At 61.8% G+C, this 20599-nt stretch carries 17 protein-coding genes; 10 read left to right on the top strand and 7 right to left on the bottom strand.

The window, feature by feature from the left end; genetic code table 11:
- Positions 1 to 87 precede the first annotated feature (87 nt).
- Together EFD55_RS11430 and EFD55_RS11425 are read right to left on the bottom strand one after the other, a co-directional pair.
- Positions 88 to 1443 carry an extracellular solute-binding protein gene (locus EFD55_RS11430; RefSeq protein ID WP_125845164.1) on the bottom strand — a complete coding sequence of 452 codons (1356 nt, stop codon included), beginning with the start codon at positions 1441 to 1443 and terminating at the stop codon, positions 88 to 90.
- A gap of 362 nt (positions 1444 to 1805) precedes the next feature.
- Positions 1806 to 3011, bottom strand: a complete 1206-nt coding sequence (locus tag EFD55_RS11425) for an ROK family transcriptional regulator (protein ID WP_125845163.1) — start codon at positions 3009 to 3011, stop codon at positions 1806 to 1808.
- A gap of 226 nt (positions 3012 to 3237) precedes the next feature.
- Here EFD55_RS11425 and EFD55_RS11420 point away from each other — a divergent pair, with 226 nt between their 5' ends.
- The 6 genes from EFD55_RS11420 to EFD55_RS11395 all read left to right on the top strand — a co-directional run bounded on the left by EFD55_RS11420 (position 3238) and on the right by EFD55_RS11395 (position 9292).
- Entirely contained in the window at positions 3238 to 4476 is a 1239-nt protein-coding gene (locus EFD55_RS11420; RefSeq protein WP_125845162.1) for an extracellular solute-binding protein, read from the top strand.
- A gap of 70 nt (positions 4477 to 4546) precedes the next feature.
- Positions 4547 to 5431: a carbohydrate ABC transporter permease gene (locus tag EFD55_RS11415; RefSeq protein WP_125845161.1), complete on the top strand. Its 885-nt coding sequence runs from the start codon at positions 4547 to 4549 to the stop codon at positions 5429 to 5431.
- Entirely contained in the window at positions 5431 to 6276 is an 846-nt protein-coding gene (locus tag EFD55_RS11410) for a carbohydrate ABC transporter permease (RefSeq protein ID WP_125845160.1), read from the top strand. The genes EFD55_RS11415 and EFD55_RS11410 overlap by 1 nt, the downstream gene beginning before the upstream one ends.
- A complete protein-coding gene (locus EFD55_RS11405; RefSeq protein WP_125845159.1) occupies positions 6273 to 7295 on the top strand; it encodes an SIS domain-containing protein in 1023 nt (340 codons plus the stop codon). Before EFD55_RS11410 ends, EFD55_RS11405 begins: the two co-directional genes overlap by 4 nt.
- Positions 7296 to 8225, top strand: a complete 930-nt coding sequence (locus tag EFD55_RS11400; protein ID WP_125845158.1) for a PfkB family carbohydrate kinase — start codon at positions 7296 to 7298, stop codon at positions 8223 to 8225.
- On the top strand, positions 8222 to 9292 hold the full coding sequence (locus tag EFD55_RS11395) for an ABC transporter ATP-binding protein (RefSeq protein WP_125845157.1): 1071 nt from the start codon (positions 8222 to 8224) through the stop codon (positions 9290 to 9292). Before EFD55_RS11400 ends, EFD55_RS11395 begins: the two co-directional genes overlap by 4 nt.
- A 51-nt stretch (positions 9293 to 9343) precedes the next feature.
- Here EFD55_RS11395 and EFD55_RS11390 read toward each other — a convergent pair whose 3' ends face one another.
- From EFD55_RS11390 to EFD55_RS11370, 5 genes are all read right to left on the bottom strand, one after another.
- Positions 9344 to 10171: a glycoside hydrolase family 16 protein gene (locus EFD55_RS11390; RefSeq protein ID WP_125845156.1), complete on the bottom strand. Its 828-nt coding sequence runs from the start codon at positions 10169 to 10171 to the stop codon at positions 9344 to 9346.
- Positions 10172 to 10221: 50 nt separating this feature from the next.
- Positions 10222 to 11703: a lipopolysaccharide biosynthesis protein gene (locus tag EFD55_RS11385; RefSeq protein WP_125845155.1), complete on the bottom strand. Its 1482-nt coding sequence runs from the start codon at positions 11701 to 11703 to the stop codon at positions 10222 to 10224.
- Between the two features lie 78 nt (positions 11704 to 11781).
- On the bottom strand, positions 11782 to 13026 hold the full coding sequence (locus EFD55_RS11380; RefSeq protein ID WP_125845154.1) for a glycosyltransferase family 4 protein: 1245 nt from the start codon (positions 13024 to 13026) through the stop codon (positions 11782 to 11784).
- Positions 13023 to 14369, bottom strand: coding sequence for a glycosyltransferase family 4 protein (locus EFD55_RS11375; RefSeq protein ID WP_125845153.1), 1347 nt, complete (start codon positions 14367 to 14369; stop codon positions 13023 to 13025). The genes EFD55_RS11380 and EFD55_RS11375 overlap by 4 nt, the downstream gene beginning before the upstream one ends.
- Positions 14369 to 15103: a Crp/Fnr family transcriptional regulator gene (locus EFD55_RS11370; RefSeq protein WP_125845152.1), complete on the bottom strand. Its 735-nt coding sequence runs from the start codon at positions 15101 to 15103 to the stop codon at positions 14369 to 14371. Before EFD55_RS11370 ends, EFD55_RS11375 begins: the two co-directional genes overlap by 1 nt.
- A 471-nt stretch (positions 15104 to 15574) precedes the next feature.
- Between EFD55_RS11370 and EFD55_RS11365 the strand changes: the two genes are divergently transcribed.
- From EFD55_RS11365 to EFD55_RS11350, 4 genes are all read left to right on the top strand, one after another.
- Entirely contained in the window at positions 15575 to 16276 is a 702-nt protein-coding gene (locus tag EFD55_RS11365; protein ID WP_125845151.1) for a sugar transferase, read from the top strand.
- Between the two features lie 132 nt (positions 16277 to 16408).
- The gene (locus tag EFD55_RS11360) at positions 16409 to 18172 is read left to right on the top strand and encodes a GumC family protein (protein ID WP_125845150.1); all 1764 of its coding nucleotides are present in this window, start codon (positions 16409 to 16411) and stop codon (positions 18170 to 18172) included.
- Positions 18169 to 19191 (top strand): glycosyltransferase family 2 protein, encoded by a 1023-nt coding sequence (locus EFD55_RS11355; protein WP_183736699.1) that lies wholly within the window; start codon positions 18169 to 18171, stop codon positions 19189 to 19191. Before EFD55_RS11360 ends, EFD55_RS11355 begins: the two co-directional genes overlap by 4 nt.
- 4 nt (positions 19192 to 19195) lie before the next feature.
- A complete protein-coding gene (locus EFD55_RS11350; RefSeq protein WP_125845149.1) occupies positions 19196 to 20578 on the top strand; it encodes a polysaccharide biosynthesis/export family protein in 1383 nt (460 codons plus the stop codon).
- The last annotated feature ends 21 nt before the right edge of the window (positions 20579 to 20599 follow it).

Here is a 20599-nt window from a genome sequence, read left to right as displayed (position 1 = left end):
GCGAGTTCGCCTCTGCGGCCGGCATGGAGTGTACAAAGACACACCCGGCTCGCGCAATGCGGGCCGGGTGCGGCTCATGTCAGTCGATCAGGGAAGCTGAACGTTCTTGTAGGTCTGCTGGAAGCGGCGCAGGAGCTGGTTGCCGCGTTCAGCAGCACCGTCGAGCGAAGCCTGGACGTCGGCGTTGTTGACGAAGATTGCCTGCAGGCTGTTGGCGATCTCGGTGCGTACCTGCAGCAGGCCGCCGAGGCGGATGCCGTGCGGAGCGGTGTCGTCAGCAGGCGAAGCGGTAAGGCTCTGAATGGCGAGTTCACGGCCGGCATAGGGGGCCTTGTCGTAGAAACCCTGCTTCTTCAGATATTCGAAGCCGGAGTTACGAACCGGGATATAGCCGGTAACGGTCGACCAGGTCAGAGCTTCTTCCGGCTTTGCGACGAAATTGAAGAAGGCAGCCGCAGCCTTGTATTCGGCGTCGGTGTGACCCTTCAGGACCCAGAGCGAAGCGCCGCCGACGAAGGAGCTGTGACGGGTTGCATTGCCGTAGGTCGGGAGCATGGAAACGCCCCAGTTCATGCCCTGCTTGGCGGTGCGGCCGATATTGCCGTGATCGCCGACCGAGGTCAGGATGACCTGGCAATCGCCGGCAGCAAAGGCTTCGACGAAGGTCTGGCCGACGGCCTTGTTCTTGATGACGGCGAGCTTGTTGTCGTACCAGGACTTGAGGTCCTTGACGTAGCTGACGAGAAGCGGGTTCTTGTTGAACACCAGCTCGGCGTCGAGGCCTTCGAAGCCGTTCTTCTTCGTCGCGATGGCTTCGCCGTTGACCGCTTCAAACTGCTCGATGTACTGCCAGACTTCGTTGCTGGAGATCTCGAAGCCGAGCGGGCAGGCATAACCTGCGTCCTTCAGGGCCTTGAAGTCTTCGCCGGCTTCCTGCCAGGTGGTCGGAGCATGGTCCTTGCCGATCTTGGCGAAGGCATCCTTGTTCCAGTAGAAGAGAGCGGTCGACGAGTTGAAGGGGAAGGAATACATCTCGCCCTTGGACGTCGCATAATAGTTTGCGATGCCGGAGAAGTAGTCCTTCCAGTCGACGGTGTAGCCGGTATCGGCCATCAGCTTGTTTGCCGGGTAGTAAGCGCCGGAGAGCATGATGTCGAGCGTGCCGGCGTCGGAAACCTGGGCGATGGTCGGCTGCTTGCCGGCGCGGAAGGCTGCAATCGTGTTCTGCAGGGAAGCGTCGTAGCTGCCCTGGCTGGTGCAGACGACTTCGTAATCCGACTGCGACTGGTTGAAGCGATCACACTGTTCCTGGACACGCTTTGCAATGTCACCGGAATTGCCGAACCAGAAGTCAATCTTGGTCTTATCGGCGGCGGCAGCGGGACCGGCAAGAAACGCTGTAGCGAGAAGGGCGCCAACGGCGCCGAGAAGCTTGGCCTGCATGAGAACCTCGAACGTAAAATGGACGCGCACTTTCAGCGCACGCCCTATTAGCTGGTTCAAATTACCACGGCCAATGAATATTACATGACATGAAACGCTCAAATTCTAGTTGTCACAAAACTGACATACAATCGTTATTCGGAGCGCATCAAGAAATATTCGGAGAAGCTTTGCGAGCTTCCCAAATATATTGGCAATTCTATATACCCCCATTCAAATAACCGCTATTTCAGAAGATATCGAATATTTGCTTATATTGCAACAAAGCCTCATTTGTTGGCGCAGCGGTCGCGAGAAAACTTGCGAAAACATTCGCATTTTTGCCGTTGCACTGCTGTGCAACGCCCAGTTTCAGCGCAAAATCAGAGGGAGTCCTTCAAAATTGCAGCAAAACGCGGATCGAATGCTCGGCTGATCGGTCCGGCGGCAGCTCCGAGCGCCACCGACCAGGGATCGGCCATGCCGGGCTGCAGGCGCGGCAGCGTCCGGCCGCGCCGTTCGGCGATCGAAGGCAGCAGCGGGCCGACCGCCGCAATCAAGCTATTGACAAGCGCCTCCGGCGCACTGCCGCAGAGGATCACCGTCTGTGGATCGAAGATCGTTTCGATAAGATGGATACTCCAGCGCAGATCCACTGCTGCCGCCTTGACCCAGGCCTGGATGCTTGGATCGCCCCTCAAGGCAAGGTCGTTGATGCGGGCATGAAGAGCGGGGTCGGCAGGATCGGCCGAGAGATGCTCGTAGAGCGAGGCGAGAGAGGCGCGATGTTCGAGCGGCGTCGATTTGCCGTCGGCAAACAGCAGCGCCATGCCGATCTCGCCGGCATTGCCGTTGGCGCCGCCGTAGAGTTCGCCGTTCAGAATGAGCCCCGCGCCGATGCCGTAGCCGACGAAGAGACAGACGGCATGGTCGAGACCATGGGCCGCTCCGACCATGCGCTCGGCGGTCGCGGCCGCTGCCGCATCGTTCTGCAGGCCGACGTCGAGCCCGGTGCCGGCGGCCAGCGTTTCCAATAGCGGAAACTGCTGCCAGGCCGCCATCATCCACGGATCGTCGCCGCTGCCGTCGACGCCGAAAGGCCCGGGCATGGCGACACCGAGACCGACGAGCCGTCTTTCCGATTGCCGAGCGATGATTTCAAGCTTCGAACGCACGCCGGCGACGAGATCGAGGATGACCTTCGTCCCTCTGGACGGCCCTCTGGGCGGCAGACCGGCCTCGGCACGCACGAGAACGCTGCCGACGAGATCGACGGCAACCGCCCGCGTCACATGCCGGTCGATCTGCAGGCCGATCGCAAAAGCGCCTTGGGGCACCAGCCCATAGGGCGTCGAGGGCTGGCCCCTACCCTTCTTCACAGCGTCCCTCGAGCCGACGAGACCGTCGCGCTCGAGCTCTTCGATGATATTGGACACCGTCTGCTTGGTCAGCCGCGTCGCCCGTGCCAGATCGGCGCGAGAGAGCGCACCGTTGATCCTCAGGGCATCGATCATCACCCGCCGGTTATGCGCGCTGGTGCCTTCGTGATTGGTGCCGCTCTTGGCCCGGATCGGGCGACTGTCATTCATGTGCGATTGCCTCTTGACTCCATTAGAATGTTGAAGAACTATTAAGTCAATACATTTGACTTAATAAGGGACCGGAGAGTCCCAGGGAACGCAGGAAGCCCGGTGAGGCCTCCGACGACGCTCCGAGATGATGGACCGGCACGTTTTCAACGCGTGTCTTCTCGAACACCGATGGCGGCCAAGTCCGCCCTCGGCCATGGGTGAATGTCAAAAACTGGAGGCTGCAATGCTGAAATCTTTTAACAAGACGCTTCTGGGCGCGGCCTTGATCGGCGCGTCCCTTGCACCGCATGCTTTCGCCGAAACGACGCTGAACGCGCTTTTCATGGCGCAGGCCGCTTACAGCGAGGCCGATGTGCGCGCCATGACCGACGCCTTCGCCAAGGCGAACCCTGATATCAAGGTCAATCTCGAGTTCGTTCCCTATGAAGGCCTGCACGACAAGACGGTGCTGGCGCAGGGTTCCGGCGGCGGCTACGACGTCGTCCTTTTCGACGTCATCTGGCCGGCCGAATACGCCACCAACAAGGTGCTGGTCGATGTCTCCTCGCGCGTCACCGACGATATGAAGAAGGGCGTGCTGCCGGGCGCCTGGACCACCGTCCAGTATGACGGCAAATATTACGGCATGCCTTGGATCCTCGACACCAAATACCTGTTCTACAACAAAGAAATCCTCGAAAAGGCCGGCATCAAGGCACCGCCGAAGACCTGGGACGAGTTGACCGAACAGGCAAAGGCGATCAAGGACAAGGGTCTGCTCGCCACGCCGATCGCCTGGAGCTGGTCGCAGGCCGAAGCTGCGATCTGCGACTACACCACCCTCGTCAGCGCCTATGGCGGCGATTTCCTGAAGAACGGCAAGCCGGCCTTCCAGAGCGGCGGCGGCCTCGATGCGCTGAAATACATGGTCTCCAGCTATACCTCCGGCCTGACCAACCCGAACTCCAAGGAATTCCTCGAGGAGGATGTCCGCAAGGTCTTCGAAAACGGCGATGCCGCCTTCGCTTTGAATTGGACCTACATGTACAACATGGCCAACGACCCGAAGGACAGTAAGGTAGCAGGCAAGGTCGGCGTCGTGCCCGCGCCTGGTGTTGCCGGCAAGAGCGAGGCCTCGGCCGTCAACGGTTCGATGGGTCTCGGCATCACCTCGGCCAGCAAGCATCCCGACGAAGCGTGGAAATACATCGCCTTCATGACCTCGCAGGCGACGCAGAACGCCTATGCCAAGCTCAGCCTGCCGATCTGGGCCTCCTCCTACGAGGACCCTGCCGTCACCAAGGGCCAGGAAGAACTGATCTCTGCTGCCAAGGTTGGCCTTGCCGCCATGTATCCGCGCCCGACGACGCCGAAATATCAGGAACTTTCGACCGCGCTGCAGCAGGCGATCCAGGAATCGCTGCTCGGCCAGTCCTCTCCCGAGGACGCGCTGAAGTCGGCGGCCGAAAACAGCGGCCTCTGAGCCCGGCGTGAACCCCGGGCGGCGCCTGCCGCCCGGTCTCCAAACCTATGAATGAAGAAGGGTCGCCTCGATGTCGGGCACTTGGCTGACAACCCGCGCGTGGCTTTTGATGCTGCCGCTTCTCGTGGTGATGATCTCAGTCATCGGCAGGCCCCTGATCGATACCGTCGGCCTCTCCTTCACCGATGCCAAGCTCGTCGGCACCGAGGGCAGTTTCGTCGGCATCGACAATTACGTGAAGATGATCTCCGGCTCGAATTTCCAGCGCACGCTCGCCACCACCACATGGTTCGCGGTCGTCTCGGTCGCCGCCGAAATGGTGATCGGCGTGCTTGCCGCCCTGCTGCTGAACCAGCAATTCCGTGGCCGCACCGCGCTTCGCGCCCTGATGATCCTGCCCTGGGCGCTGCCGACCGTCGTCAACGCCACACTCTGGCGGCTGATCTACAATCCGGAATACGGCGCGCTGAACGCCGCGTTGACTCAGCTCGGTCTGCTCGATGCCTATCGCTCCTGGCTCGGCGAACCGGGCACCGCACTGGCGGCCCTCATTGTCGCCGACTGCTGGAAGAATTTCCCGCTGGTGGCGCTGATCGCGCTTGCCGCCCTCCAGGCCGTGCCACGCGACATCACCGCCGCCTCGCTCGTCGACGGCGCCGGCGCGCTTGCCCGCTTCCGCTTCGTCATCCTGCCCTATCTCGCCGGCCCGCTGATGGTGGCGCTGGTGCTGCGCACCATCGAGGCCTTCAAGGTGTTCGACATCATCTGGGTCATGACCCGCGGCGGCCCGGCCAACAGCACCCGCACGCTGTCGATCCTCGTCTATCAGGAGGCCTTCTCCTTCCAGCGGGCAGGCTCCGGCGCGTCGCTGGCACTGATCGTCACGCTGCTGGTGACGTTGCTTGCCGCCGGCTATGCCGTACTCGTTCGCAAGACCGCCGGGAGTGCCGCCTGATGGAACGCAGAAGCCCACTCTTTTCCGTCTTTATATATTTCTGCGCCCTGCTGCTTGCCGCCGTCATCCTGGCGCCGATGCTGTGGCTCTTCATCATGAGCATCTCGCCGGCGGCCAACCTTGTGGCAAAACCGCTGCGCTGGTGGCCGCAGACGACCGATTTCTCTCGTTATGGCGTGCTGCTCTCGACGCTCGAAAACAGCGCCGGCGCCGCCTTCACATCGTCTCTGCGCAACAGCATCGAGGTGGCTGGCATGGCGACGATCGCCGCCATCGCGCTCGCCATTCCGGCCGGCTGGGCGGTGTCGCGCACGCCTTCCGTCGGCTGGTCGCTGTCGATGGTGATCGCCACCTACATGCTGCCGCCGGTGGCGCTCGCCGTGCCGCTCTACATGGGCCTTTCCCATCTCGGCATGCTGAACAACGTCTTCGGCCTCGCCCTCGTCTATCTCACCATTCTCGCACCCTTCACCACCTGGCTGATGAAATCGGGCTTCGATTCCATCCCGCGCGAGATCGAATCCGCCGCCATGATCGACGGCGCCGGCCTATTCCAGACGCTCAGGATCATCACGCTTCCGCTCGCCGCTCCCGTGGTTGCGACCTCGAGCCTCTTTGCCTTCCTGCTGGCCTGGGATGAATTCTTCTATGCGCTGCTCTTCACTTCGGACCAGCGCGCCAAGACGCTGACCGTCGCCATTGCCGATCTCGCCGGCGGCCGCGTTTCCGACTACGGACTGATCGCAACGGCAGGCGTGCTCGCCGCGCTGCCCCCGGTGCTGATCGGCCTCGTCATGCAACGCGCCCTGATTTCGGGGCTGACCAGCGGCGGCGTCAAGGGATGAAGATGACCGAGGAAAAAATCCGTCCGGCTGGACTTATCGCAATCGATCGGGAAATGGCGCGCCAGCACGCCGATGCGATCGCCTCCTATGAGACTGCCGGGCCGATGGCCGCCAAGGCCGCCGCATCGTTGAAGCGGACCGGCCGGCTGCTGCTGATCGGCATGGGCGGCTCGCATGCCGTCAACCGCGCCGTCGAACCGCTCTACCGCGCGCTCGGCATCGATGCCCTCGCTTTGCCGCTGTCCGAGCAGCTCGGCCAGCCGCTGCCGATCACCGGTAGGACGATCTTCGTCACCTCGCAATCCGGCGAAAGCGCCGAGGTCGTGCGCTGGTTCGACGAGGCCGGCGGCACGCAGGAGACCTTCGGCCTGACGCTCGAAGGCAGCTCCTTCCTCGCAAGAACCGCCCCGTCGCTGGTCGGCGCCGGTGGCACCGAGCTGGCTTTCGCCGCAACCCGCAGCCTGACGGTGACCTTCGCCCTGCATCTCGCAATTCTCGCCGCCCTCGGCGAAGACCCGGATGCAGCACTCGCCGTCCTCAAGGCGCCTGAAGACCACGACATCGCTGACGCCCTCACTGCTCTCGAAAAAGTCGGGACGGTCGTCACGTCGGGACGGCGTCTGCAAGGTGTTGCCGAGGCATTGGCGCTCGGATTGACGGAGTTGTCGCGCCGCCCCTGCTTTTCGCTCGAAGGCGGCCAGTTGCGCCATGGTCCGATGGAGATGCTGGGGCCGGAGATCGGCGTCGTGCTCTTCCGCGGCTCGGACGAAACCGCGAGCCTCGTGACGGCAATGGCGGTATCCGCCGTCGAAACCGGCGCGCCCGTCATTCTCTTCGACGCATCGGGCCAACCGCCGGTCGCCGGCGCGGTGACGATCCGCTTTGCCCCGGCAACCGGCCTTGCCGCGATCTTCGCCATGCTTCCGGTCGCCCAGCGGTTGATGATCGCCTTTGCCGATGCCCGCGTGGAGAATGCTGGAACACCTGTTCGATCCACCAAGATCACCCGGAGCGAATGAATGCGGCCACTTGCAGTCATCGGCAACGTCAATGTCGACCTGATCCTCGGACCGGTAGCCCCCTGGCCGAAGGCCGGGACGGAGATCATCGTCGACCATGACGAATTGCGGGTCGGCGGAGCTGCCGGCAACAGTGCGCTTGCCTGGGATGCGCTCGGCGTCGAATTCGAGATCGCCGCCAATATCGGCAGCGACAAATACGGCCGCTGGCTGAGCGAAGCCTTCGGCCACCGTTCCGAGAAATGGACGCTACATCAGCGGAAAACGACACTCTCCGTCGGCCTCACCCATCCGGACGGCGAGCGCACCTTCTTCACGACCAGAGGCCACCTGCCGCATTTCAGCCTGGCCGACGTCTTCGCGGTCCTCGACGGCCCGCGCCTCAGCGGCGGTTACGCGCTCCTCTGCGGCTCGTTCCTGACCGACGATCTGACAGCGGAATATGGCGCCTTCTTCAACTGGGCAGACAGCCATGGCGTCACCGTCGCGCTCGACACCGGCTGGCCGCTCGACGGCTGGACCGAAGAGAATTGCGCGGCGACGCGCGCCTGGCTCTCCCGCTGTGGCATCGCATTGCTCAACGAAGTCGAATCCACGACGCTTGCCGGCATCGCCGACCCGATCGAGGCCGCCCGTCAAATCCGCTCGCATATGCCGGAAGGCGCGATCGTCGTCGTCAAGCGCGGCCCTGACGGCGCCGTGGCGATCGGACCGGATGGTCAGCTGGTTTCGGTCGCAGCGCCGGTTGTCGAGGTCATCGATACGATCGGCGCGGGCGACGTCTTCAACGCCGCCTTCCTCGCCGCGCTCGCTGGAGGCGAACCGCTGGTTTCCTGCCTGACATTGGGAATCAAGGTCGCCTCGCGCGCCATCTCCACCCTTCCCCGCAACTATGGCGGCCCATTACCCATTGAGGAGCCCGTGCGATGAGCGCGCTCGAAATCCAGAACATCCGCAAGACCTATGGTGACATCCAGACGCTGAAGGGCATCGACATCTCGCTGGAAAGCGGCGAATTCCTGGTGCTGCTCGGCTCGTCCGGCTGCGGCAAGTCCACGCTGTTGAACATCATCGCCGGCCTTGCCGAGGCAACGAGCGGCGATGTCAGGATCGGCGACCGCTCGGTGCTCGGCGTGCATCCGAAAGACCGCGACATCGCCATGGTCTTCCAGTCCTACGCGCTCTATCCCAATCTGACGGTGCACCGGAACATCGGCTTCGGTCTGGAAATGCGCAAGGTGCCGGTGCCGCAACGCGACAAGGCCGTGCACGAGGCGGCAAAGCTCCTGCAGATCGAAAACCTTCTCGACCGCAAGCCCTCCCAGCTCTCCGGCGGCCAGCGCCAGCGCGTCGCGATCGGCCGCGCGCTGGTGCGCAAGCCAGAGGTGTTCCTGTTCGACGAGCCGCTCTCCAACCTCGACGCCAAGCTGCGCATGGAGATGCGCACCGAGATCAAACGCCTGCACCAGATGCTGAAGACCACGGTCGTCTACGTCACCCATGACCAGATCGAAGCGATGACGCTTGCCAGCCGCATCGCCGTCATGCGCGACGGCCGCATCGAGCAGCTGGGCACGCCGGAGGAAATCTACAATTATCCGGCAACGCTCTATGTCGCGACCTTCGTCGGCGCACCGCCGATGAACCTGCTGAAGACGAACATACGCGACGGCCGCCTGGCGCTTTCAGGTTCCGAGGCAACCTTGCCCCTGCCCACCCGTTTCCGCGAAGCGACCGGCAACGGCCGCGAGCTCATCCTCGGCATCCGCCCCGAGGCGCTGCGCACGGATGGTGCCGGCCTATCGATCGAGGTGGTCTCGGAAGTGGCGGAACTGACCGGCCCGGAACTCGTCGTCACCGCCCTTGCTGGCAACCAGGGCCTGATGGCCTGCCTGCCGCCGCGCACGCCGATCCACGACAACGAGAAACTCACCCTCTTCTTCGACGAGGAGGCCATGCATCTCTTCGACCCGAAAACCGGTCTTCGCTGCGGCTGATTTCAGGCGCATCGAGATCGGCGGTAGCCGATCCCCTCGGATGCCGCTTGTTCAATTATCCGCGGTGGTGGGCTTTCGCTTGTAGACGTGAATATAGTCGACCAGCAGAACGGAAGGATTGGGCGTTTCATCGATCGGCCAACCCGAGCCGAGCGCCAGGTTCACCAGCGGATAGAACGGCATGTGAAACTCCTTCGGCGTATCGAAACTCCAGATGAACTGACGGTCGAGATAAAAGCTCGTCTTGTCAGGTTGGATATCGACGCCGTAGGTATGGTATTCGCTGTTCAAAATTCCGTCCTCGACGGTTTTCCAGTTGCCGCCGGTGGTGTTCTGGCCGCCCTGGCTCTGACGCCAGATATGAAAGCCCATGCTGAATTCGTAAGGCGCGCGCCCATAATATTCGAGGACATCGATCTCCGAGGTGTATTTCGACCGGTCGAGCCCGATGAGCCAGAATGCCGGCCACACACCCTTGCCCGGCGGCAGCTTCATCCGTGCTTCGAAATAGCCGAACTGCTGAGAGAAACCTTCGCCTTTCGGGTTCACCGACGACAGCAGGCCCGAGCGCCAGGTTCCATCGGCCTCCTTGCGCGCCTCGATCTTCAGAATTCCCTGATCTGTCGTAAACGGAAAACCGGGGGCCGGATCGGTGAAACGGGCGTCACCGAAATCGCCATTCCAGGGCGTGTGGGCGATCCAGCGGGAGCTTTTCTCTCCCCAGGCCGAAACGTCGAGACTGTCGAAATTCTCTTCGAACGTCAGCTGATACGCATTCATGTTGATCGGTTCCTGGGCGACGCTGGGCCGGCCGGGCAATGCCCCCAGACCGAGAACGATGAGCAAACCCAATGCCTTGGAAGATATCCGGTAACGCATTCCACTCCTCCGAAAACGCCAAACCAATCGTTGGACTGCACCTGTCTCGATCATGAGGTGAGAACTCCATTTCGCCGCGGCATGAGCCTTTGGACGACGATGGTCTCGATACCGTCGGGCCTTCCGACAATCTGCCACACCAGCAGCGCGAAGCCCCAGAAGATCGCTGCCGCCGCTCCACCGCAAAGCGCCAGGCCGACGACAAGGTTCAGGCCGGCCGGCATGTCGGCGAGCGTCGGCTCAACCCAAAGCAGGAAAGCGATCATCGGCAGGCTCGCGATCAGCGGCCGGGAAAAGGAACTCAGCTGCGCGGCAAAACTCGCGCCGATCAGCCGCCGCGTGATGATGAGCGACGCGGCGTAAGCGACGAGAATCGCCACGATCCGCGCACCGAGCGCCCCGGCCACCTGGAAATAGGCGATGCCCAGGATGGTAACCGGCACCCTGACGGCGAACTCGATGAACATTCTGAGAGCGAGATAACGGGTATTGTTCAAGACCATGGCCAAGGGCGGCATCATGTTCGTCGGAAGACCGAGCAGGCTGACGAGGCACAGCCATTGCAGGATCGGCGCGGCCGATGCCCATTTCTCGCCGACGAGGAGACGCACGGTCGGCTCGGCGAGAAAGGCGAGCGCGATGAGAACGGGCGCGGCGACGAAGGTGATCGCATTCGTCGCCTTCAGATAGGCGGCCACCAGATTGCGGCGATCCTCGACGACCGAGAATGCCGCCATCAGCGGGCGCAGCAGCGGCCCCACGAAGGTCTGGTACGGAATGCCCGCGATATTGTCGGCGACACTGAAGGCGCCGAAGATCGACAGCCCGCTGAAACGCGGCAGAAGCAGCCGGTCCAGCTGCCAGTTGATCGAGCTCAGCACCTGCGACACCGTATTCCAGCTGATCATGTCCTGGAAATGCTTCCACTCGGAAAGGCTGAACGCCGGCCGCATCGGCGCAAAGACATAGGATGTGATCATAGCGGCGGTCGGTCCCGCAACCGCTCCGATCGCCAGTCCCCAATAGCTGCCTGTCGTCACCGCCACGCCCACACCGAACAGCAGCGTCGATCCCTTGGTGATGAGATCGAGCGCAAACTCGCGTTTGAAATCGAAACGCTGCATGAAGAGGACCATGCGCGGACTGATCATGCTGCGCATGGCGGGCGCGATCGAGAGAACGGCGACAAGGGCAAAAAGCCGGGTGTCGTGATAGATCAAGGCCATCGGCCAGGCGATGACGATCATCAGCAGGCCGATGGCCGCCCCCCGAAGCAGGCTGAGGGTAAAGGCCGTTGCAAACATCTCGTCCGAGGGCGACGGTTGGCGCATCAGCGCCTGCGTCAGCGGCAGGTCCAGGACCGCCTCGACGATGACAAGGACCGAGGTCGCAATGGCGACCAGGCCGAAATCCGCAGGGCTCAAAAGCCTTGCGAGGACAAGGAGACTGATAAAATCGAGCAGGCGCGCCAGGAATTTTCCGCTGATCGTCCAGATGCTCGCCGTCGCCGTCCTCTGAGATACGCTTGACATGATCTGCTATCATTCCTCGTCGGCGGTTTGAGACGGTTTCGGTCGCGGCAGCACAGCAGGCGGCTCCGTCCCTTCCCCTCAGCCCGGCCGTCTTCTGAAGACGTCGGCCGACCGCTCGCCATGATGGGACAATTGTTGCTCGATAAGGCCCGCCAGACTGTCGCGGAACACGGCGGAGGAAAATTTCAGCGAGTGCGCGCGGATTGCCTGCGGATCGATATCGTCCTCGACCTCCTCAAACGCTGCCATGGTTTCCAGCAGGGCTTCCGTGGTCTGCTGGGCGAAGCGGAAGCCGACCTGCGGCGAGGAAACGGTTTCTCTGGCGCCGCCGGCGTCGAAAGCGAGAACCGGACGTCCTGATGCCATGACTTCCACCGGCAGGATGCCGAAATCCTCGATGCCGGGAAACAGCAGCGCGCGGCACCGCGACAGGTGGTCGCGCAGAACGTTGAAGGGCTGGTGGCCGAGAAACTCAACGGTCGGCCCAGCGATCGACTTCAGATAGGGCAATTGTTCTCCCTCGCCGATCACGACCAGTTTCCGGCCGGCCTCGGTGCAGGCGCGAACGGCGATATCAGGCCGCTTGTAGGCGGTCAGCTGCCCCGCATAGAGATAGAATTCGCCTTTCCCCTTCCCCACCACAAAATCGTCGGTCGCAACGGGCGGATGGATGACGACGGATTCCCGGTCGTAAAAGCGGCGGATACGACTTGCGACATAGTCGGAATTGGCAACGAACATGTCGACCCGGGAGGCTGTCGTAACGTCCCAGGCGCGCAGCATCGGCGCCGTGATCGACATCAGGGCGCGCCCCACCCAGGGAAGGCCATGCCGGTAGACATGGAACTGATCCCAGATGTATCGCATCGGCGAATGGCAATAGCAGATATGAAGAGCGTCGGCGCGCGTGATGATGCCCTTGGCAGGGCCGGATTCGCTCGACAGCACTAGATCGTAATCCTGCAGATCGAACTGCTCGAGGGCGAAGGGCATCAGCGGCAGCATCTTGGTATAGTGGCGCTGCGCGCCGGGGATCTTCTGCAGGAAGGAGGTGCGGATATTGCGCGTCTTCAGGAAGTCGCTGATGCGATCCCGGTTGCAGACGAGGGTGAAGATGTCCGCCTGCGGAAACATGCGGCACAGTTCTTCGACGACCTTCTCGCCGCCGCGCATCGAAACGAGCCAATAGTGCACAATGGCGACGCGAAGCTGCTTGCTGTCGCTTTGGCTTCCGGCCCCGGCGGCACGTCTTTTCGCCAGGACAGGCGCATCGGCGAGGAAGGCTCTCGCATCGGGAAGAGAGGTTGTTGCTTTAAGGGTCAACTGAATACTCCTTGGATCGCCACACCGTCTGTCAGCTCAGGAACCGCATTCGTCGAAAGCAGGCTGTGATATTCGGCAAGAAGCGCGTCGCGCCATTCCTCGTGCGTCGAGGCGAGGCCCGGCGACCTCAGAAAGGCCCGTTCGCTCATGGCGCGGACCTCATGCCCCGGCATTCGGCTGAATCGCGTCAAAGTATCGGCAAAGGCTTTTTCATCGGCCGTATCGCAGGCAAGCGCCATGCCGGCTCTTTCCATTTCCTCGGCGAGAAAGGCGCTGCGCGACATGATGACGGGCAGGCCGCTCCTGGCCGCTTCGATCGCGACGAGACCGAACGGTTCGGGATAGCGCGACGGCATCAGCAGCGCGCGCGCCTTGCGGATGGTCGGGCCGATCTCGGCGTGCGATTGCCAGCCGAGAGCCCTGACGTGATCTCCCGAAGCCGCGACCAGCGGCATCAGCGGTCCGTCCCCGATCACGCAGAGCTTGACGCCTGCCCTGCGCGTGGCCGCCACGGCGTCCTCCACGCCTTTCTCCTCGTCCAGCCGTCCGATGAAGACAAACTCGTCGTTGGCCTCCGCCTGGATGCGCTCTATCGACAGGGGAGCAACGGGGTTGCGGATCGTCGTCAGCCGTTCGGGGCTATAGCCGGCGCCGACAAGAAAGCTCGCCATCTTCTCGTGCAACAGGATGATCCGGCCGAAATCGGCCCGATCCTTCAGAAGCCGGAGGATATTGGAGCCGCGCGCAGACCGCCACAATTTATGAGAATAGCTTCTCTTGTCGCAGGCCGTTGCAATGCAGCTTCCGCCGAGCGGGCGGCGAAGGCAGATCTGCTGCGCCTGATAATCGAAGAAAGCGCCATTCGGGCAGGCAGTGAAGAAATCATGCGCGTGGACCACGCATCGCCTAGCGACCGGCGCCAGCGCCCTGAAAATCGCGGGAGACAGGATCTGGTGCCAGCCATGCACGTGATAGGCGGTATTGGCCGTATCGTTTGCGGCGATCCAGTTCGCCATCATGCGGATGGCGGCGCCATTATGGATGCCTGTTACGAAAGCTTTCGCGCGCTCGGCGCTGAGCAGGTCGCGACTGTTCAGCCCGACCATCGAGACCCCGAGCGCGGCAAGCTCCGCATTGGCCGCGCCGTCCCCGCAAATATAGGTCACGGGGATGTCGAGGCCGCGAAACAGCTTGGCCGATAATACGGCCAGCGCCGTCGCGCCGCCTCTGGCGGTCGAGTAGTCGTCGATGATGACCACGCGATCGATCTTTGTCCTGCCGAGGCCGGGGAAAAGGCTGACATTTGCGGCGGATCGCAGAGCCTCAGGCGACGACGGGCGCATCACTTCACCGAGACGCCGTTGGCACAAGCCTCCAGCGCCTTGCGGTTGAGAATGCGGATCTTACCCTGCCCTCCGTCGATGATCTTGCATTCCCGCAGCCGCCGCAGGCACTGATTGACCTTCTCGCGGGACGCTGGCAGCGTCGCGGCCAGGTCGTTTTGCGAGATGATCAGTTCGTCCACGTTGTTGGCCGCATCTTTTGCGTAGACGGCGGAGAGCCGCAGCAGCGTGCTGGCCAGCCTCGCCTGCAGGGTCGAAGCGGCATTGGCAATGATCCGGAGCTCAAGCTCGGAAATACGCGCCAGCGCCCTGGAGAAGACCTTTTCCCGGAAAGAGGGATCGCTGGCATACATGTCGCGCAGCAGCCGGCCTTCGAAGAAATGCAACTCGCAATTGGAACTGGCCCGGTATTCGAGGTTCAACGTCTGCCTGCGCAAGACCTCGAGCTCGCCGATGAGGCCCGATTTCGGAATGATCTCGACGATGAATTCCCGGCCGTCGGGCAGCATCGTGCTTGCGCTGACCAATCCCGAATGCACGCGTGCGAAAGTATCGACGAGGACGCCGGCACCGGCGATGACCTCGCCGCGGCGAAACCGCCGGATGCTCGAGCGGCAGGAAAGGAATTCGTCATCGAGAACGATGCGGCTGTTGAGATGAATGCCCCCACCGGCCGGAATCCCCACCCTGTCGATGCCGGACCTACGATCCGATACGTGTGTCAACCCATCCATGCGCATGACTCCCAGTACTGGAATGACCATAGGTTATGCTGCACTGCATCATTTATATTGCATTAATATAGGAGTCAAATAACATCACCGAAAGAAAGCGTAAAGATGAAGTCTACATTTAGTGAAAAACAAAAAAATACATTGTTTTCATAGCTAAAAACCTCGATGAAGCCAAATAATGATCACTCATTGAAGAGTGCTGCTCATTAAAATGTCCTTGTGAGTTAAAAAGCAGCAATAATCAAAATGATGACATCAAAATAATAAATGAATTCGCGCGGATTAATCACCTCCGAGTAGGTTATAACGTTGATTGAAATGAAAAGAAGGCCAGTAGGAGTAATCAGATTTCTCTTATGCGGGTTAGTAGCATAAAGAAATTCTTAAGGATTATGACCTTGGTAACAGACAACCAGGTTGCGGCGCAGCAAACTTTACACGGTTCTTGACTAAACGTTTTGGAGACCACCGATGACATGGGAAGCACATAGTTTCGAGGGCTGGTCGCGCATCGGAAGGTCCGCGAAAGGCGGCGATCTCCATTCGTCGCGGCCGCGTGCGGCAGGCAGATCATTCAAGCGTGCGATGGACTTTTTTGTCGCGATCACCGCGCTGATCCTGCTTGCGCCCCTTCTGCTGCTCGTCGCCTTGATCGTGAAATTCTCCGATCGCGGCCCGGTCTTCTATTCCCATACCCGCATCGGCGTCGGCGGAGCGCCGTTCGGATGCCTCAAATTCCGTACGATGAAGACCGATGCGAGCGCTCAGCTTGCCGAATTGCTGCGAAACAACCCGGCTGCGCGCAGCGAATGGGAGGAAACGCGCAAGTTGAAGGACGATCCGAGGATCACGGCCGTCGGTGATATCCTGAGGCGATCGAGCATCGACGAGCTTCCTCAGCTGATCAATATCGTGCGCGGCGAAATGAGCCTTGTAGGCCCTCGGCCGGTCACCGTCGAGGAATTGCCCCGTTACGGCGAGCATATGTGGGCCTACATGGCCGTCCGCCCGGGCCTGACCGGTCACTGGCAGACCAGCGGACGCAACGACGTCAGCTACGAGTACCGGGTCTCCCTCGATGCTCACTATGTCAGCAACTGGTCGCTCGGTCGGGACTTCGTCATCCTTGCGAAGACCATTCCCGCTCTGTTTTCACAACGCGGCTCTTACTGAGCATCAAGGGGAGAGCTGTCGATCATGCCGGAAATCGGAAGATACGCTACTCCCCCGTCCCCTCCAAGCTGCCAATCCCTGGTCACTCGACACCGGGTTATCCCGTAATCTCGCCATTTGGATTAGGACGACATGACCACAAGCACCATCTTCAGCGGCGTCTCCCCGATATCCCTGTCTCCGGCAAACAACGGCGGGGGTAATTCGCCGCTGACCCTGCGGGATATGCTCTTCTTTGTCAGAATGCGCTGGCTGTGGATCGTGGTGACGACCATCGTCTTCCTCGCGATGGCAGCAGGCTACCTGCTGACCGCCGTGCCGAGTTTCGTCGCCAGCACGCAACTTGTGATCTTTCCCCAGGTGAACGGTTCCGAAGCGCAGAGGGCCTTCGCGGAAGACGCCTTCATAGAAGGACAGCTTGAGATCGCCAAATCCAGCGACGTCATCGGCGGAACGGTAAGGTTGCTCGATCTCGATAGCGATCCCGAGTTCGTCGATCAGGAGCCCTCGCTGCGGGACAGGGCGAAGAATTGGCTGATGGGGATTTCTTCGCAGGCGGATACGGCCCCGCAGGACGCAACAGGCAAGGGAACGCGCGGCGCGCAGCCGCAGACGGAGAAGGAACGGCTCCAGGACTGGGCGATCGCCACGCTGCTGAACATGGTCGAAATACGCCGGATCGGGAGTTCGACGATCATCGAGATATCGGCGGCGGCATCGACACCTCAGAAGGCCGTCGACATCGCCGATACACTCGCCAGGCAATATATCCAGAAGAATATTGCAATGAAGGCCGATGCCTCCCGGCAATACAGCGACTGGCTGGAAAAATTCATCCGGGAACAGCAGCGCGGGCTGGCCGATGCCGCCAGCGCCCTGAGCACCTTCACCAATGCTCCGCGCGATCAGTTCAAGCTTGCGGAGCTGCAGAGCGCGACGGACGCCCGCCGCACCCTTTATGAAAGCACCTTGACCCAGCTGACCGAAGCCAAGCAGCGCATAACCTATCCCGTGTCCGACGCCACGATCATCTCGCGGGCAACGCTGCCCCTCTCGAAGGCAAGGCCGCGCAGCACGCTCATCATCGCCTTTGCGGGCGCAGTTGGCCTCGGCGTCGGCCTGGCCCTTGCCATGATACGGCACGCCGGCGACCGCCGGATTATCCGCCCCCATCAAATCGCGGATGCGAATGGACTGCCCTTCGTCACTTTGCTGTCGAGGTCGACAAAGACCCGCAATGGGCACCCCACGCGTTTCCTCGCCGCCGGCACGGGCAGCGGCAGCACGGCCGCCTATCCCGTCATTCCCGGCATGGCGGAACTCAGCGCGACGGTCGTCGGCCTTCGGCGCAAACGCCGGGTCGTCATCGGTGTGGTCGCCGTCGATCCCGGCAACGGAGCATCGACCATCGCTCGCGAACTCGCAGTCCTGTCGTCGATATCAGGGGCGCACACGCTGCTGATCGATGCGGCCGCGCAGAAATCCTCGCTCAGCAAATCGATCGCCCCTCATAGTTCCATCGGCCTTGTCGATGTTCTCGACAATGGCGAGCTGATCCAGACGGCCGCATTGCCGCTCACCTCGACGCTGAAGTTCCTTCCCCTCGGCAAGGTCGAAGCCGTGACGCCGGCCATTCGCCTGAGTTCTCGTCGCACGCAGTTGAGCTTCGCCGACCTCAAGAAGGAATTCGACGCGATATTCGTCGACATTTCCGCATTCTCCACGTCGCCTGATGCCAATGCCATTGCGCCGGAGCTGGATGGCGTCCTCGTGGTCACCTCGCATGGACGCACCTCGATCGACGATACCACGCGCGTCATCGAAACCATGCGCAATGTCGGCGCCGAAATCCTCGGCGCGATCATCAACCATGCACCGAAGAGAATGCAGTCATGACCTTAGCCTCGGCAGGAGCAACCAGCCAGGGCGGCCCAAGCGGGCCGGCGCCGGTTCCTTGCGGCCCCGAAGCCATGGCGGGGCGTGCGGGCCGTCGGTTGAGAATTGCCGTCGGGATCGCCTCGGCGGGCCGCGCTTCGATACTGCGGGAGACGGTCGAATACCTCTCCGGCCTGTCGGACCAGGCGGAACGGCTTATCGTCTGCGTGCCCGTGAGCGACGATGCCGCCGGGCTCACCGATCGCCCCGGCCTGGACATCATCGTCGGCAGCCGTGGCCTGACCTCGCAGCGCAACAGGATCATCCAGGCCGCCGCCGCCGACACGGATATCCTGATCTTCCTGGACGACGACTTCATTCCGGCCGCTACTTTCCTGTCGCGGATGGCAAGCGTCTTCGCGACGAATCCCGAGGTCGTGATCGCCACCGGCGAAGTCCTCGCCGACGGCATCCTCGACGGCGGCCTCGACATGTCGGAAGCGCTGCAGGTTCTCGAAACCGCCGGCGAAACGGCCGAACTGGTGACGGATGTGTATAACGCCTATGGATGCAACATGGCGGTCCGCCTTTCGCCCGTTATCGAGCATGCGGTGAGCTTTGACGAACAGTTGCCGCTCTACGGCTGGCTCGAGGATGTCGATTTCAGCAGGTCCCTCGCCCGCTACGGCAGGTCCGTGCATGTTGAAGGCGCCCGCGGAGTGCATCTCGGCGTCCGATCCGGGCGCCAGCCGGGCCGAAGGCTCGGCTACTCCCAGGTTGCCAATCCCGCCTACCTGATCCGCAAGGGCACGATGTCGAAGGGCCGCGCGATCACGCAGATCGGCCGCAACATTCTGGCCAACGTTTCGGGCGCTCTGTCTAACGACCGCCTGATCGACCGGTGGGGACGTTTGAACGGCAATCTGCTGGCGCTGTCCGATCTTCTCATCGGCCGTGCCTCTCCGTCCCGCATTCTCGAATTCGCCACCCCCCTCCCGCGCGAAATGCCTTCGCCGTCGATCGCAACGAAACGGAGATAGACCAATGCAGCGCACCTCCTTGTCCGATCGTCTCATCTCAGCGGCACTTGCCTTGCTGGCATTCTCCTGCATGGCCGGCTGGAGCGTCGCCCGCGCGCAGACATTCTCCCTCGTGCCGGAAGACAAGGTAAGGCTGCGCGTCGTGGAATGGCGGTCCTCGGATTCCCGCTATGCCAGCTGGGAAGCTCTCGACGGTGTCTATACCATCGATGATGCCGGCAATCTCTCGATCCCGATTGCCGGTCACGTGCAGGCGAATGGAAAAACGACCGAAGAACTCGCCGATGCCATTGCCAGCGAACTGGCCGAGAAGGCTCAACTTCCGGTCAAGCCGTATATCGCCCTGGAGATTGCCGAGCATGCGCCGATCTTCCTGACCGGAACCGTCCAGACCCCCGGGCGCTATCCTTTTGAACCCGGCATGACCGTCATGAAGGCAGTCAGCATCGCCGGTGGCTTCCTGCGGGAACGCGAGGACAACACCTACTTCGAGCGCGACCGGATCCAGGCTGCCGGCGCCTACCGAACGGCCGTTCTCAACCGGCGCGATCTCCTGATGCGCCAAGCGCGCCTGCGCGCCGAGATCGCCGGCGAGCAGAGTTTCGAGATCCCTGCCGAACTCGTCGGCACACCCGATGTGGACAAGCTGAAGGCGCAGGAGTTGAACCTGATGCGGCTGCGGCGCGTCGACATCGACAGCCAAGTCGAAGCGGCCAACGACCTCACGCGTCTCTATGGGCAGCAGGTCGAGTCGCTTACGGCCAAGATCAGCTCGCAAAAGCGGCAAATCGATCTTGCCCAGAAGGAGCTGGACAACGTCAACAGCCTGGTGAGCAAGGGCCTGGTCAGCAACTCGCGTCAGGTCTCGGTCGACCGCGGGGTCGCGGACGCTCAAGGCACTCTGATCGATCTCGAAGTTGCCCTGACCACGGCTCGCCAAGGCCTCAGCGAGGCCGATCGCTCCAAGATCAACATCGTCAACAGGCAGAACAGCGAAAACCAGGAACTGCTGAACCAGGTCAACCTCGCAATCGGCAGGGCGGCGATCGATATCCAGGTGGCCCAGCTTCTGGGCGAGCAGGCAGGCTACGACGCTCAACTCGCCCAGATCAACACGGACGCGCCGGGTCTCGGCAAGGCGCAGAAGAACTACAGGATCGTCCGTCGCAATGACGACGGAACCTATCGCAACATCGTAGCAGACGAGCAGACCGCCTTGCTGCCGCATGATCTCGTCGAGGTCGGCCTGGACTCTGCTCTTCAGACACCGTCCCAGCCGCAGTTGCAGAGCCCGCCGCAAAAACAGAGCTCGGCAGCCCCTTTGTCTGATGTGGCGCGAGACAACCGGCCGGCTCCCGGCTGGATATCCCAGACGGGATCGAATTAGGAGGCTGTTGTGATCATCGTT

It is taken from the genome of Rhizobium pisi, from assembly GCF_003938655.1.
Classification (GTDB): domain Bacteria; phylum Pseudomonadota; class Alphaproteobacteria; order Rhizobiales; family Rhizobiaceae; genus Rhizobium; species Rhizobium pisi.
The sequence above is the reverse complement of the archived record's forward strand: the minus strand, read 5'-3'. Positions and strand labels throughout refer to the sequence as shown.